We start from the raw sequence: 14043 nt of genomic DNA, 5'->3' as shown, positions 1-14043 counted from the left end.
CCGGCGGTCATCCGCCGGGGACCGGGGCCGAAACGCGCCCTTCCTACGGTCGTCACGACGGACGCGACAGCTGTGGAGGCGTGTGATGACCGGTACGACCGCACCGCGCAGGGGAGGCCGCTGGATCGAGCAGTGGGATCCCGAGGACGAGACCTTCTGGAAGGAGACGGGGGAGCGGACCGCCCGCCGCAACCTCCTCTACTCCGTGCTCTCCGAGCACATCGGGTTCTCCATCTGGTCGCTCTGGTCCGTGATGGTCCTCTTCATGGGCCCCGCCTACGGGATCGACCCGGCCGGCAAGTTCTTCCTCATCGCGACCGCGACCCTCGTGGGCGCCCTGGTGCGGGTGCCGTACACCTTCGCCGTCGCCCGCTTCGGCGGCCGGAACTGGACCGTGTTCAGCGCGCTGATGCTGCTCGCGCCGACGGTGGCCGCACTGGTGGTGATGGAGCCCGGGACCTCGTACGGGACCTTCCTGCTCGTCGCCGCCCTGACCGGAGTGGGCGGCGGCAACTTCGCCTCCTCCATGACCAACATCAACGCCTTCTTCCCGCTGCGCAAGAAGGGCTGGGCCCTCGGCCTGAACGCCGGCGGCGGCAACATCGGCGTGCCCGTGGTCCAGCTGGCCGGACTGCTGGTCATCGCCACCGCCGGGGCCACGCACCCGCGGCTGCTGCTCGGCGCCTACATCCCGCTGATCGTGCTCGCGGCGGTCCTGGCGGCCGTACGGATGGACAACCTGGCGCCCGTGCGCAACGACACCGGCGCCGTCCGCGAAGCCCTCAAGGACGCACACACCTGGATCATGTCCTTCCTCTACATCGGGACGTTCGGGTCCTTCATCGGGTACAGCTTCGCCTTCGGCCTCGTGCTCCAGACCCAGTTCGGCCGCACGCCGCTGCAGGCCGCCTCGCTGACCTTCATCGGACCCCTGCTCGGATCGCTGATCCGGCCGGTGGGCGGTGCGCTGGCGGACCGGTTCGGCGGGGCGCGGATCACCCTGGGGACGTTCGTGGCGATGGCGGCGGCCACCGGGGTCGTCGTGTTCGCCTCGGGCCGGTCCTCGCTGCCCGTCTTCCTCGTCGGCTTCGTGGCGCTGTTCGTCCTGAGCGGGCTCGGCAACGGGTCGACGTACAAGATGATCCCGGGCATCTTCCAGGCGAAGGCACTCGCCCGCGGAATGGGCGGCGAGGAGGCCGCGGCCTACGGGCGGCGGCTCTCCGGGGCCGCCATGGGACTCATCGGAGCGGTCGGCGCGCTCGGCGGACTGGGCATCAACCTCGTCTTCCGCGAGGCCTTCCTCAGCTCCGGCTCCGGCACGGCGGCCTTCGTCACCTTCCTCGGCTTCTACGCCCTGTGCTGCGCGGTGACCTGGGCGGTATACCTTCGCCGGCCGGCGGCCGCGGCGGTCCCGGCCGTCGGAGTCGAAGCGAAACCCCAGCTCACGTCGGTGTAACCGGGGCGAAATACGGGTGAACCGAGTCCGACATGCCGGGTTGGCAGGCTCGGTCCACCCGTTCCGCCCCGCCCCCACGCGTCGCTAGGCAGGTCACGATGGACCACACGAACACCGACACGAACACCGGCCCGCTCGCGGGCTTCACCGTCGGCGTCACCGCTGCCCGGCGGGCGGACGAACTCATCGCGCTGCTGCGGCGGCGCGGAGCGGCGGTGCTGCACGCGCCCGCGCTGCGGATCGTGCCCCTCGCCGACGACAGCGAACTGCTCGCCGCCACCAAGGAACTCACCGCCTGCGCACCGGACGTCGTCGTGGCCACCACCGCCATCGGCTTCCGGGGATGGATCGAGGCGGCCGACGGGTGGGGCATCGGCGAAGAACTGCTGGAGCGGCTGCGGGCCACCGAACTCCTCGCGCGCGGGCCGAAGGTCAAGGGAGCCATCCGGGCCGCCGGGCTCGTGGAGACCTGGTCCCCGCAGTCCGAATCCCTCGCCGAGGTGCTGGAACGCCTGCTGACGGCCGGGGTGGCGGGCCGGCGGATCGCACTCCAGCTGCACGGGGAGCCGCTGCCCGGCTTCGTCGAGGCGCTGCGGGCCGGCGGAGCCGACGTCGTCGTCGTGCCGGTGTACCGGTGGATGGCGCCGGAGGACCTCGGGCCGCTCGACCGGCTGCTCGACGCGATCGTCGGCGGCGGGGTGGACGCCGTCAGCTTCACCTCGGCGCCGGCGGCCGCCTCCCTGCTGTCCCGGGCCGAGGAGCGGGGCGTACGGGAGGCCGTGCTCGACGCACTGCGCGGCCCGCTGGTGTCCGCGTGCGTCGGGCCGGTGACCGCGCTGCCGCTGCAGGCGCACGGGGTGGCCACGGTGCAGCCGGAACGCTTCCGGCTGGGCCCGCTGGTGCAACTGCTCTGCCAGGAACTGCCGGGCCGTGCACGGGTGCTGCCGGTGGCCGGGCACCGGGTGGAGATCCGCGGGCACGCCGTCCTGGTGGACGCGCAGCTGCGGCCCGTGCCGCCCGCCGGGATGGCCCTGCTGCGGGCCCTGGCCCGGCGGCCCGGCTGGGTGGTGGCCCGCGCGGAACTGCTGCGGGTGCTGCCGGGCGCGGGCCGCGACGAGCACGCCGTGGAGACGGCGATGGCCCGGCTGCGGGCGGCGCTCGGGGCGCCGAACCTGATCCAGACCGTGGTCAAGCGGGGGTACCGGCTGTCGCTGGACGCGGGCGGCGAGGCCAAGTACGGGGAGCTCCCGCTGGACGCGGTGACGGCCAGGGGGGTCCTCGGCTAGCGTGCCCGAATGATCATTGACGGCGTGGAGATGAGGGGCGTCGAGCTCGGCGACGCCGCCGGGCTGGCGGAGGCGTTCGCGCGGAACCGGGCGTTCATGGCGCACGTGGAGCCGATCCGGTCGGACGCGTACTACACGGAGCAGGGGCAGCGGGAACGCATCGAGGGGGTCCTCGCCGAGCGGGACGCGGGGCGGATCGTCCCGTACGTGTTCGTGGAGACGGCCACGGGTGCTCCCGTCGGTGCGATCAACCTGGGCTCCATCGCCCACGGGCCACTGTGCAGCGGCGGCGTGGGCTACTGGGTCGACCCCGCCTGGCACGGCAGGGGACTGGCCACCGCGGCCGTGGAGGAGGTCTGCCGGGTCGCCCGCGACGAGATCGGCCTGCACCGGGTGGAGGCCGGGACCCTGGTCGACAACCTCGCCTCGCAGCGCGTGCTGGCGAAGGCGGGCTTCGAGCCGTACGGACTCGCGCCGCGCTACCTCCACATCAACGGCGCCTGGCGCGACCACCGCCTCTTCCAGCGCCTCCTGCACGACGACCCGCCGGCCCCTTAGGCGGGGTGCGCTGCCGTCTGCCCCTGCGCTGTGAGGCGCGCCCTTTCAGCGCCCCGGGGCATTTCAGCCCCTCCGCGGCCCGGGCATTTCAGCCCTGCGCCCTGGCCATTTCAGCCCCTCCGGCGTTTGGGGAGCGGGGGTTCGGGGGCAACGGCGCCGCACGCGGAACGAAGCGGTTCGGCGCCCGCGCCGCTGGGGCTCCGCCCCAGACCCCGCGCCTCAAACGCCGGCGGGGCTGGATGGTGCGGCTGGATCTGGCCGGCGGGGGCGCGCAGCGCGGGCGAGCGGCGCAGCGGCGGCCCTGCGCACCGGAGGTACCGGTTCGGGGGGTTCCCCCGCAGGCTGGGGACGGGCAATCTGGTACGGCACCCCACGACGGGAGGCTCACGGCATGCGGTTCGATTCCGGGCGCGTCTGTCTGGACCTGGTGGCCACCTTCACCCCCCGCGAGGGGATCCCGGACGGCGACGAGCTGCGGGTGTGGCTCGCCGGGGCCGGGCTGGTGCCCGACCGGACGCCGCTGGCGCGGGTGGGTCCCGACTGGGCGGCCGCCTTCCGGGCCCTGCGCGGCGACGTGGAAACCCTCGTACGGGCGGAGCTCGCCGGCGGCGCGGCCCCGTCCGCGAGCACGGCGAACGCCCTCGCCCGGGTCAACGCGCTGGCCGCCGGACCACCCCCCGGACTGTGCGCCGTACGGGACCAAGAGGGGCACCTCGTCCGGGAGTTGTGCGGGGGTGTGGAATGCGGCGCGCTGCTCGCCGCCGTCGCCCGGGACGCCGTCGAGCTGCTCACCGATCCCGGCGACCTGGCGCTGCTGCGGGCCTGCGAGGGCGACGGCTGCACCCGCGTCTACCTGGACACCTCCCGCGGCCATCGGCGCCGCTGGTGCTCCAGCGAGCTGTGCGGCAACCGCGAGCGCGTCGCCCGGCACCGCCGCCGGGCCCTGGCGTCCGGATCCCGGTAGCGGGAGTTCACTCAGCGAGACCGGTTCCGGAACGGGCGTGCGGACAGGGGGCCGGTTCGCGTACGGTTGACGGTCGCCCATGCACGTCAGAAGGGGGCCTTGGTGGCCGCGCAGAATGCCGCTGTCGACAGCACGGCGGATTCCGTCCGCGATCGGGAGATCGCGGTCGAGCAGACGCATCTCGACCACGTGTACCGACGCCTCGAGGAGAAGATCCACGAGGCGGAGTTCCTCATGAACGACGCCGCCAAGCGCGGCCAAGTGGGGACGCCCGGCGCACTCGCCGAGCGCGACGCGCAGGTCTTCCGGGCGGGCATCCACCTGAACCGGCTCAACAACGAGTTCGAGGACTTCCTCTTCGGCCGCATCGACCTGGTGCTCGGCAAGGACGGGGAGCGCGGCCCGGACGGCGCGTACACCTCCGTCGAGCCCGCCGACGACGCGATCCGCGAGGACCTCACGGCCGACGTCGCCGAGACGCTGCACATCGGCCGCATCGGAGTCCTGGACTCCGACTACGCGCCGCTGGTCATCGACTGGCGCGCACCGGCCGCCGCGCCGTTCTACCGCTCCACGCCCAAGGAGCCCGGCCGCGTCGTGCGCCGACGCGTCATCCGCTCCAAGGGCCGCAAGGTGCTGGGCGTCGAGGACGACCTGATGCGCCCCGAGGTCACCGCCTTCCTCGACGGCCGGGAGCTCCCCGCCATCGGCGACGGCGCGCTCATGGCCGCCCTCGGGCGGGCCCGTACGCACTCGATGCGCGACATCGTCTCCTCCATCCAGGCCGAGCAGGACCTGGTCATCCGGGCCCCCGCCGCCTCCGTCGCCGAGGTCGCCGGCGGACCCGGCACCGGCAAGACCGCCGTGGCCCTGCACCGCGCCGCGTACCTGCTCTACCAGGACCGGCGCCGCTACTCCGGCGGCATCCTGATCGTCTCCCCGACCCCACTGCTCGTCGCGTACACCGAGGGCGTGCTGCCCTCCCTCGGCGAGGAGGGCCAGGTCGCCATCCGCGCCCTCGGCTCGCTGGTCGACGGCGCGGAGGCCACCACCTACGACACCCCGGCCGTGGCCCGCATCAAGGGCTCCTCCCGGATGCTCAAGGTGCTCCGCAAGGCCGTACGGGGCGCGCTCGAACTCGGCGGCGCCCCCGACCGGCTGCGCGTGGTGGCCTTCGGCCGCCGCCAGGAGCTGGAGGCCGACGAGCTCAACCGGATCCGGCAGAACGTGCTCAGCGGCACCGCCCCCGTCAACCTGCTGCGCCCGCGCGCCCGCAAGCTGCTGCTCGACGCCCTGTACGCGAAGTCCGGCGGCGTGGGCCGGCACAGTGACCCGGAGCTGGCCGCCGAACTGCGCTCCGCCTTCGACGAGGACATCTCCACCGAGGACGCCTTCATCGGCTTCCTGAACGCCTGGTGGCCCGAGCTGACCCCGCGCGCGGTGCTCGCCGCGCTCGCCGACGAGCGCCACCTCGGCCGCTGGTCGCGCCGGGACCTGAACCCGCGGGAGTCCCGCCAGCTGGCGCGTTCGCTGCGCCGGGTGGGTCCGGACGGCAAGGGCCCCCTGTCGGTGCACGACGTGGCGCTGCTCGACGAGCTCCAGCAGCTGCTCGGTGCCCCGGCGCGGCCCAAGCGGAGGCGGGAGATGGACCCGCTCGACCAGCTCAGCGGGCTGGAGGAGCTGATGCCGACCCGCGAGGAGACCCAGTGGGAGCGGGCCGAGCGGCTCGCGGCGGAGCGCACCGAGTACGCACACGTCATCGTGGACGAGGCCCAGGACCTGACGCCGATGCAGTGGCGGATGGTGGGCCGCCGGGGCCGGCACGGCACCTGGACGGTCGTCGGCGACCCGGCGCAGTCCTCCTGGACCGACCCGGAGGAGGCGGCCGCGGCCCGCGACGAGGCGCTGGGCAGCCGGCCACGCCGGCGGTTCACGCTGACGGTCAACTACCGCAACCCGGCGGAGGTCGCCGAGGTCGCCTCCCGCGTGCTGCGGCTGGCGATGCCCGGCATGGAGCCGCCGTCCGCGGTGCGCTCCACGGGCCTCGAGCCCCGGTTCACGGCCGCGGAGGGCGACCTGGGCACGGCGGTCCGCGAGGAGACCCGGCGGCTGCTGGAACAGGTGGACGGCACCGTCGGCGTGGTCGTGGCCATGGACCGGCGCGCCGAGGCCGCGGGCTGGCTCGCCGACCTGGGCGCGCGGGCGGTGGCGCTGGGCAGCCTGGAGGCCAAGGGCCTGGAGTACGACGCCACGGTGGTCGTCTCCCCGGCGGAGATCGCGGACGAGTCCCCGGCGGGCCTGCGGGTGCTGTACGTGGCGCTGACGCGTGCGACGCAGCAGTTGACGGTGGTGTCGGCCGACCGGGACAAGCCGGACGCCGACGGGGTGCCGGAGCTGCTGCTGCCGTAGGGGGCCGCCCCTCAGGGGGCGGTTCACAGCGCGGCTCCGGCCCTGCTCAAGGCCCCGTCCATCCGTATGGTCCGCGGCCAGGAGCGTGGTGGCGCGAACCGACCGCGAGCAGGGGGATCACATTCGGCGATCCTTTGTTAGCCTGGGTACGGCACCGACTCGATCCAAGCCCCCGGGCCCAACCTTCGTCGCTTAGAGCGACCACTTGCCGCGAGGCGAGCATGGCGGGTCGGTGTCATAGACGTACGAATCACCAGGTCCGCGCCCTCCATCAGTGGAGGGCGCGGACCTGTTTTGTATGGACCCCCCATTCCGAACACCCCTGCTATCTCGTATGGTGGAAGAGTCTTTCCGAAATTTGTAGCTGGTTACCTTGTACCGGCTGGTAGGTGGGACGATCGGACAACAGGTCCCCTGCCGCACCTGCCGTGTAGCGGGGCCCTGTGTCAAGCGAACCAGGGACAGAAGAGGAAACACGGCCATGGCAACGGCGCCCAGCGTCTCGTATTCGATGACGGTCCGCCTGGAAGTGCCCGCGAGCGGAACCGCGGTCTCCCAGCTCACCACCGCCGTGGAGTCCTCCGGCGGTTCGGTCACCGGCCTCGACGTGACCGCCTCCGGCCACGAGAAGCTCCGGATCGACGTCACCATCGCCGCGACCTCCACCGCGCACGCGGACGAGATCGTCGAGAAGCTGCGCGGGATCGAGGGCGTCAGCCTCGGCAAGGTCTCCGACCGGACCTTCCTCATGCACCTCGGCGGCAAGATCGAGATGGCGTCCAAGCACCCCATCCGCAACCGTGACGACCTCTCCATGATCTACACCCCGGGCGTGGCCCGCGTCTGCATGGCGATCGCCGAGAACCCCGAGGACGCGCGCCGCCTCACCATCAAGCGCAACTCCGTCGCAGTCGTGACGGACGGCTCCGCCGTGCTGGGCCTGGGCAACATCGGCCCGATGGCCGCACTGCCCGTCATGGAGGGCAAGGCGGCCCTCTTCAAGCGCTTCGCCGGCATCGACGCGTGGCCGATCTGCCTCGACACCCAGGACTCCGACGAGATCGTGGCGATCGTCAAGGCCATCGCCCCCGGCTTCGCCGGCATCAACCTGGAGGACATCTCCGCGCCGCGCTGCTTCGAGATCGAGGCCCGGCTGCGCGAAGCCCTCGACATCCCCGTCTTCCACGACGACCAGCACGGCACCGCCATCGTCGTGCTCGCCGCGCTCACCAACGCACTGCGCGTCGTGGGCAAGGCAGTTGGCGACGTCAAGGTCGTCATGTCGGGCGCCGGAGCGGCCGGTACCGCCATCCTCAAGCTGCTCCTCGCGGCGGGCGTCAAGAACGCCGTCAGCGCCGACATCCACGGTGTCGTGCACGCGGACCGCCCCGACCTCGTCGACGCGGCCCCCGACTCCCCGCTGCGCTGGATCGCCGACAACACCAACCCCGAGGGCTACACGGGCACTCTGAAGGAGGCCGTGGTCGGCGCCGATGTCTTCATCGGCGTCTCGGCCCCGAACGTGCTGTCCGGCGAGGACGTTGCCGCCATGGCGGAAGGCGCGATCGTGTTCGCGCTCGCGAACCCGGACCCCGAGGTGGACCCGGCCGTCGCCCGCCAGACCGCCGCCGTCGTCGCCACCGGCCGCTCCGACTTCCCGAACCAGATCAACAACGTGCTGGTCTTCCCGGGTGTCTTCCGCGGTCTGCTGGACGCCCAGTCCCGCACGGTGAACACGGAGATGATGCTGGCCGCCGCGAGCGCGCTGGCGGACGTCGTCGGCGAGGACGAGCTGAACGCGAACTACATCATCCCGTCGGTCTTCAACGACAAGGTCGCGGGCGCGGTCGCGGGCGCCGTCCGCAAGGCGGCGTCGGGCTCCTGACGCCCCCTGTGAGAGCCCTCACGGCCCACCGCTCCCGGCGCGTCGCGAGATGCGGGCCCGGCGGGGCGCCTCTAGGGTTGCGGGGATGCCCGCGGGGTCCGCGGTCCGCAGCGGCGTGCGAGCGAAGGCATGGACGGAGCGTCACCGCGGCGTGACTGTGGCGCTTTTCGTGTGACCCCGGCGGGTGCCGGATTGGCTTTCCCGCCGCTGGTGGGGGCAGGATGCGTAACCGGGCGAGAGGGTCTGACGTTCAGACCCGGGTCCGGGGACTGTCCTAGGGCCCTGGCAGCATCGGCTTCGATCTCACGCCTCTAAGGCAAGTTGAACACGGGAGTACAACATGAACCGCAGTGAGCTGGTGGCCGCTCTGTCCGAGCGCGCCGAGGTGACCCGCAAGGACGCCGACGCCGTTCTGGCCGCGCTCGCCGAGACCGTCGGCGAGATTGTCGCCAAGGGCGACGAGAAGGTCACCATCCCCGGCTTCCTGACCTTCGAGCGCACCCACCGTGCCGCTCGCACCGCGCGCAACCCGCAGACCGGCGACCCCATCCAGATCCCGGCCGGCTACAGCGTGAAGGTCTCCGCGGGCTCCAAGCTCAAGGAAGCCGCCAAGGGCAAGTAGTCCTGCCCCGGCGCCGAAGGCCGACGCAGGCCTTGGAACGCCAGTAGTGCGCAGTAATACGTAGAACGGCGAAGGGCGGCCACCCCCGGGCGGGGTGGCCGCCCTTCGGCCTGTCCGGGCCGTGCGGCGCTGGTGCGCGGCGGCCCGGGGCGTGCGGAGGCCCGCGGTGGCCCGGGGCGGGCGGAGGTCCGCGGCGGGCGCCCCAGGCCCCGTGAGGGCCCGTCAGAGCCCCGTGGGGCCCCGCCCGGTCCCTCGCGTCCCGTCGGGGCGTGCGCGGGCGCAGGCGGGCACGTGAGTGCGTGTCAGGTCCGGCGCACGGGAAAGCCCCCCGGCCCTCGAGGGGCCGGGGGGCTTCCGCGTACGCGGGTACAACTCAGACGAGGTCGCCGCCGGGCAGTTCGACCTTCGCGCCGAGCTCCACGAGCTTCTCCATGAAGTTCTCGTAGCCGCGGTTGATCAGGTCGATGCCGTGCACGCGCGAGGTGCCCTCGGCGGCCAGCGCCGCGATGAGGTACGAGAACCCGCCGCGCAGGTCGGGGATGACCAGGTCGGCGCCCTGCAGCTTGGTGGGGCCGGAGACGACCGCCGAGTGCAGGAAGTTGCGCTGGCCGAAGCGGCAGGCCGAGCCGCCCAGGCACTCGCGGTACAGCTGGATGTGAGCACCCATCTGGTTGAGCGCCGAGGTGAAGCCGAGCCGGGACTCGTAGACCGTCTCGTGGACGATCGACAGGCCGGAGGCCTGGGTGAGGGCCACGACGAGCGGCTGCTGCCAGTCGGTCTGGAAGCCGGGGTGGACGTCCGTCTCCAGCGCGATGGCGTTGAGCGGGCCGCCCGGGTGCCAGAAGCGGATGCCGTCGTCGTCGATCTCGAACGCCCCGCCGACCCGGCGGAAGGTGTTCAGGAAGGTCATCATCGAGCGCTGCTGGGCGCCGCGCACGTAGATGTTGCCGCCGGTGGCCAGGGCCGCGGAAGCCCAGGACGCGGCCTCCAGACGGTCCGGGAGGGCCTTGTGGTTGTAGCCGCCGAGGCGGTCGACACCCGTGATCCGGATGGTCCGGTCGGTGTCGAGGGAGATGATCGCGCCCATCTTCTGCAGGACGCAGATGAGGTCCTCGATCTCCGGCTCGACCGCGGCGTTGCTGAGCTCGGTGACGCCCTCGGCCAGGACGGCCGTCAGGAGCACCTGCTCGGTCGAGCCGACGGACGGGTAGGGCAGGCGGATCTTGCAGCCGCGCAGGCGCTGCGGGGCTTCCAGGTACTGGCCGCCTTCGCGCTTCTCGATGGTCGCGCCGAACTGGCGGAGCACGTCGAAGTGGAAGTCGATCGGCCGGCCGCCGATGTCGCAGCCGCCGAGGCCCGGGATGAAGGCGTGGCCGAGACGGTGCAGCAGGGGGCCGCAGAACAGGATCGGGATGCGCGACGAACCCGCGTGGGCGTCGATGTCGGCGACGTTGGCGCTCTCGACGTGGGTGGGGTCGAGCACCAGCTCGCCCGGCTCCTCGCCGGGGCGGACCGTCACCCCGTGCAGCTGGAGCAGCCCGCGTACGACACGCACGTCACGGATGTCGGGAACGTTGCGCAGTCGGCTGGGTTCGCTGCCGAGCAGAGCGGCAACCATGGCCTTGGGCACGAGGTTCTTCGCGCCGCGGACACGGATCTCGCCCTCAAGCGGGGTGCCGCCGTGGACAAGCAGGACATCGTCGGTGACGGTCATGAATCTCGCGTTCCGAAGAGGGGTGGGCAGGGGGGCCAGGGAAAAGGGTAAGGGCCACCACCCCCTTGTTCGTAAGGCCGACGTGGCCGTAGGACTGTCATGAATTCGGTACAACACCCTGCGTATCCACCACATGGCGGAGCGTTGCGTTCCGGCTGCTCCGTCCGCGCGCGCCGCTCGCTGCTGCCGTGCGCCCTGAGCTGGGTACGATCCGATCTCTCGGCCGGGGCCCCGCAAAGCGCGAATGTGCGGGATCATGGCGGCATGACCGAGGTGTCCTCCCTCACAGGGCGGCTGCTCGTGGCCACCCCCGCCCTCGCGGACCCGAATTTCGACCGCGCGGTGGTGCTGCTGCTCGACCACGACGAGCAGGGCTCCCTCGGCGTGGTCCTCAACCGGCCCACGCCCATCGGCGTCGGCGACGTCCTGCTCGCCTGGGCGCCCCTGGCCGGCACCCCCGGTGTGGTCTTCCAGGGTGGGCCCGTGGCGCTGGACTCGGCCCTCGGGCTGGCGGTCATCCCGGGCGAGGAGGGGCCGCTCGGCTGGCGCCGGGTGCACGGGGCCATCGGGCTCGTCGACCTGGAGGCGCCGCCGGAGCTGCTGGCCGCGGCCCTCGGCGGCCTGCGGATCTTCGCCGGCTACTCCGGCTGGGGCCCCGGCCAGCTGGAGGAGGAGCTGGGCGACGGCGCCTGGTACGTCGTGGACTCGGAGCCCGGCGACGTGTCCTACCCCGACCCCGAACAGCTGTGGCGGGCCGTGCTGCGCCGCCAGCGCAGCGATCTCGCGATGGTCGCCACCTATCCGGACGACCCGTCGCTCAACTGACGGGCGCGGGGTTAAGTACCCTGGGTCCATGAGCACTCTTGAGCCCGAGCGCGGGACTGGCACGGGGACCCTCGTAGAGCCGACGCCGCAGGTGTCGCACGGTGACGGCGACCACGAGCGCTTCGCCCACTACGTCCAGAAGGACAAGATCATGGCGAGCGCGCTCGACGGCACCCCCGTCGTCGCGCTCTGCGGCAAGGTCTGGGTACCGGGCCGGGACCCGAAGAAGTACCCGGTCTGCCCCATGTGCAAGGAGATCTACGAGTCCATGGGCCCCGGCGGGGACAAGGACAAGGGCGGCAAGGACAAGTAGTCCGACCCCTCTTCCTCCCTCTTTCGCGGGACCGAGGCCTCCGGTGCGCCACAGCGCGCTCGGGGGCCTTTGCCGTGTCCGCGGGGCGCGTTAGGGTCGGCGCCACGAGCACTCTGCGGAACGGTCGTTGCGCAGGGCGCAACACGCTGCTGCGAAGGGCCGATGCATGGACCTGACCCGCATGGATCTGATCCCCGTACCCCGGGTCGCCGCCTTCCACGAGGACGGGAGCCGCTTCGCCTTCGGGCCCGAGCCGCGCCTCGACGCCGGGCCGGGGACCGGGACGGTCGCCCGCTGGCTGCGGCGGGACCTCGGGGCCGCCACCGGCTGGGACCTGCCCGCCGCGGCCGGCCCGGGCGCGGAGCTGCGCCTGCGCCTCGACCCCGACGGCGTGGGGGACCTCGGGCCGGAGGCGTACCGCATCGAGATCGGACCGGACGGCGCCGAGCTGACGGGCGCGACGTCCGCCGGGCTGTTCTGGGCCGCCCAGACGCTGCGTCAGCTGCTCGGGCCCGACGCCCACCGGCGCGCGCCGCTGCCGGGCCGGGCGGGACGTCCTCGGGTGTGGAGCCTGCCGTACGGGCTCGTCGTGGACGGCCCGCGGTTCGGGTGGCGCGGGATGATGCTCGACGTGGCCCGGCACTTCCTGCCCAAGGACGGGGTGCTGCGGTACATCGACCTGCTCGCCGCCCACAAGCTCAACGTGCTGCACCTGCACCTGACGGACGACCAGGGCTGGCGGGTCGAGATCAAGCGGTACCCGCGCCTCGCCGAGGTCGGCGGGTGGCGGGCGCGCAGCCGGTGGGGGCACCGGGCCTCGCCGCTGTGGAACGAGACCCCGCACGGCGGCTTCTACACGCAGGACGACATCCGCGAGATCGTCGCGTACGCCGCCGAGCGGCACGTCCGGGTGGTCCCGGAGATCGACGTACCGGGGCATTCGCAGGCCGCGATCGCCGCGTACCCGGAGCTGGGCAACACCGACGTGGTCGACACCGCGGCCCTGGGCGTGTGGGACGACTGGGGGATCACCGAGAACGTCCTCGCGCCGACCGAGGCCGTGCTGCGGTTCTACGAGGGGGTCTTCGAGGAACTGCTGGAGCTGTTCCCCGCGGAGGTCTCGCCCTTCGTGCACGTGGGCGGCGACGAGTGCCCGAAGGCGCAGTGGAAGGCGTCCGCCGCCGCGCAGGCGCGGATCCGCGAGCTGGGGGTGGACGGGGAGGACGGCCTGCAGGCGTGGTTCATAGGGCACTTCGACGGCTGGCTCGCGCAGCGCGGGCGGCGGCTGATCGGCTGGGACGAGATCCTGGAGGGCGGGCTCGCGCCGGGAGCGGCCGTGTCCTCCTGGCGCGGCTACGCGGGCGGCGTCGCCGCCGCCGAGGCGGGGCACGACGTGGTCATGTGTCCCGAGCAGCAGGTGTACCTGGACCACCGCCAGGCGGGCGGCGGGGACGAGCCGATGCCCATCGGGTACGTGCGCACGCTGGAGGACGTCTACCGCTTCGAACCGGTGCCGCCGAAGCTGTCGCCGGAGGCGGCGGCCCACGTGCTGGGTGCGCAGGCCAACGTGTGGACCGAGGTGATGGAGAACCAGGACCGGGTCGACTACCAGGTGTTCCCGCGCCTGGCGGCCTTCGCGGAGGTGGTGTGGTCGTGGCAGCCCGCCCCGGAGGAGCGCGACTTCGCCTGGTTCGAGGGCCGGATGGACTCGGCGCACTACGCGCGGCTGGACGCGCTCGGGGTCGGTTACCGGCCACCGGGCGGGCCCCTGCCGTGGCAGCGGCGCCCCGGGGTGCAGGGACGCCCGATCGAGGGCGCGCCCCCGAACGTGTGACACGAGGGCGGGGTCGCGGACCTGAACGGAATGGGAACGGGTCCGGAACTCTACCTGGATTTCCTGCTATACGGGGAAAATCGGACGTTCGGGGGGAGGTCCGGCGAAGGCGGCACGGCGGGCCGCGCGGGGCCCCGGGCACGGGACGGGCGGGCCCGGGGCGCAGGCGTGCAGGGG

Annotated in this window: 11 protein-coding genes; 10 read left to right on the top strand and 1 reads right to left on the bottom strand. The window is 72.8% G+C overall.

The window, feature by feature from the left end; all coding sequences use genetic code 11:
- Positions 1 to 85 precede the first annotated feature (85 nt).
- From PV721_RS06825 to PV721_RS06795, 7 genes are all read left to right on the top strand, one after another.
- Entirely contained in the window at positions 86 to 1456 is a 1371-nt protein-coding gene (locus PV721_RS06825) for a nitrate/nitrite transporter (protein WP_319721918.1), read from the top strand.
- Positions 1457 to 1554: 98 nt separating this feature from the next.
- Positions 1555 to 2742 carry a uroporphyrinogen-III synthase gene (locus PV721_RS06820; protein ID WP_319721917.1) on the top strand — a complete coding sequence of 396 codons (1188 nt, stop codon included), beginning with the start codon at positions 1555 to 1557 and terminating at the stop codon, positions 2740 to 2742.
- A gap of 9 nt (positions 2743 to 2751) precedes the next feature.
- On the top strand, positions 2752 to 3300 hold the full coding sequence (locus tag PV721_RS06815) for a GNAT family protein (RefSeq protein ID WP_319721916.1): 549 nt from the start codon (positions 2752 to 2754) through the stop codon (positions 3298 to 3300).
- A 391-nt stretch (positions 3301 to 3691) separates the two neighbouring features.
- Complete coding sequence (locus tag PV721_RS06810) at positions 3692 to 4264, top strand: CGNR zinc finger domain-containing protein (protein WP_319721915.1); 573 nt, start codon at positions 3692 to 3694, stop codon at positions 4262 to 4264.
- A gap of 102 nt (positions 4265 to 4366) precedes the next feature.
- A complete protein-coding gene (locus PV721_RS06805) occupies positions 4367 to 6673 on the top strand; it encodes a HelD family protein (protein ID WP_319721914.1) in 2307 nt (768 codons plus the stop codon).
- 481 nt (positions 6674 to 7154) lie between these two features.
- The gene (locus PV721_RS06800) at positions 7155 to 8558 is read left to right on the top strand and encodes an NAD-dependent malic enzyme (protein ID WP_319721913.1); all 1404 of its coding nucleotides are present in this window, start codon (positions 7155 to 7157) and stop codon (positions 8556 to 8558) included.
- Positions 8559 to 8898: 340 nt separating this feature from the next.
- Entirely contained in the window at positions 8899 to 9180 is a 282-nt protein-coding gene (locus PV721_RS06795; RefSeq protein ID WP_007264399.1) for an HU family DNA-binding protein, read from the top strand.
- 373 nt (positions 9181 to 9553) lie between these two features.
- Here the strand turns inward: PV721_RS06795 and murA are convergent, their stop codons facing one another.
- On the bottom strand, positions 9554 to 10894 hold the full coding sequence (gene murA, locus PV721_RS06790; protein WP_319721912.1) for a UDP-N-acetylglucosamine 1-carboxyvinyltransferase: 1341 nt from the start codon (positions 10892 to 10894) through the stop codon (positions 9554 to 9556).
- Positions 10895 to 11158: 264 nt separating this feature from the next.
- Between murA and PV721_RS06785 the strand changes: the two genes are divergently transcribed.
- The 3 genes from PV721_RS06785 to PV721_RS06775 all read left to right on the top strand — a co-directional run bounded on the left by PV721_RS06785 (position 11159) and on the right by PV721_RS06775 (position 13866).
- A complete protein-coding gene (locus PV721_RS06785; protein ID WP_319721911.1) occupies positions 11159 to 11719 on the top strand; it encodes a YqgE/AlgH family protein in 561 nt (186 codons plus the stop codon).
- A 28-nt stretch (positions 11720 to 11747) separates the two neighbouring features.
- Entirely contained in the window at positions 11748 to 12032 is a 285-nt protein-coding gene (locus PV721_RS06780) for a DUF3039 domain-containing protein (RefSeq protein ID WP_030010729.1), read from the top strand.
- Between the two features lie 166 nt (positions 12033 to 12198).
- Positions 12199 to 13866, top strand: a complete 1668-nt coding sequence (locus tag PV721_RS06775; protein WP_319721910.1) for a beta-N-acetylhexosaminidase — start codon at positions 12199 to 12201, stop codon at positions 13864 to 13866.
- The last annotated feature ends 177 nt before the right edge of the window (positions 13867 to 14043 follow it).

Source organism: Streptomyces sp. MB09-01, from assembly GCF_033794505.1.
Classification (GTDB): domain Bacteria; phylum Actinomycetota; class Actinomycetes; order Streptomycetales; family Streptomycetaceae; genus Streptomyces.
The sequence above is the reverse complement of the archived record's forward strand: the minus strand, read 5'-3'. Positions and strand labels throughout refer to the sequence as shown.

Excerpts from the sequence above, each read along its gene's own strand:
- PV721_RS06825 (WP_319721918.1), top strand. The coding sequence starts at position 86 with ATGACCGGTACGACCGCACCGCGCAGGGGAGGCCGCTGGATCGAGCAG.
- PV721_RS06795 (WP_007264399.1), top strand. The coding sequence starts at position 8,899 with ATGAACCGCAGTGAGCTGGTGGCCGCTCTGTCCGAGCGCGCCGAGGTG.
- PV721_RS06775 (WP_319721910.1), top strand. The coding sequence starts at position 12,199 with ATGGACCTGACCCGCATGGATCTGATCCCCGTACCCCGGGTCGCCGCC.
- PV721_RS06800 (WP_319721913.1), top strand. The coding sequence starts at position 7,155 with ATGGCAACGGCGCCCAGCGTCTCGTATTCGATGACGGTCCGCCTGGAA.
- PV721_RS06815 (WP_319721916.1), top strand. The coding sequence starts at position 2,752 with ATGATCATTGACGGCGTGGAGATGAGGGGCGTCGAGCTCGGCGACGCC.
- PV721_RS06785 (WP_319721911.1), top strand. The coding sequence starts at position 11,159 with ATGACCGAGGTGTCCTCCCTCACAGGGCGGCTGCTCGTGGCCACCCCC.
- murA (WP_319721912.1), bottom strand. The coding sequence starts at position 10,894 with ATGACCGTCACCGACGATGTCCTGCTTGTCCACGGCGGCACCCCGCTT.
- PV721_RS06820 (WP_319721917.1), top strand. The coding sequence starts at position 1,555 with ATGGACCACACGAACACCGACACGAACACCGGCCCGCTCGCGGGCTTC.
- PV721_RS06780 (WP_030010729.1), top strand. The coding sequence starts at position 11,748 with ATGAGCACTCTTGAGCCCGAGCGCGGGACTGGCACGGGGACCCTCGTA.
- PV721_RS06810 (WP_319721915.1), top strand. The coding sequence starts at position 3,692 with ATGCGGTTCGATTCCGGGCGCGTCTGTCTGGACCTGGTGGCCACCTTC.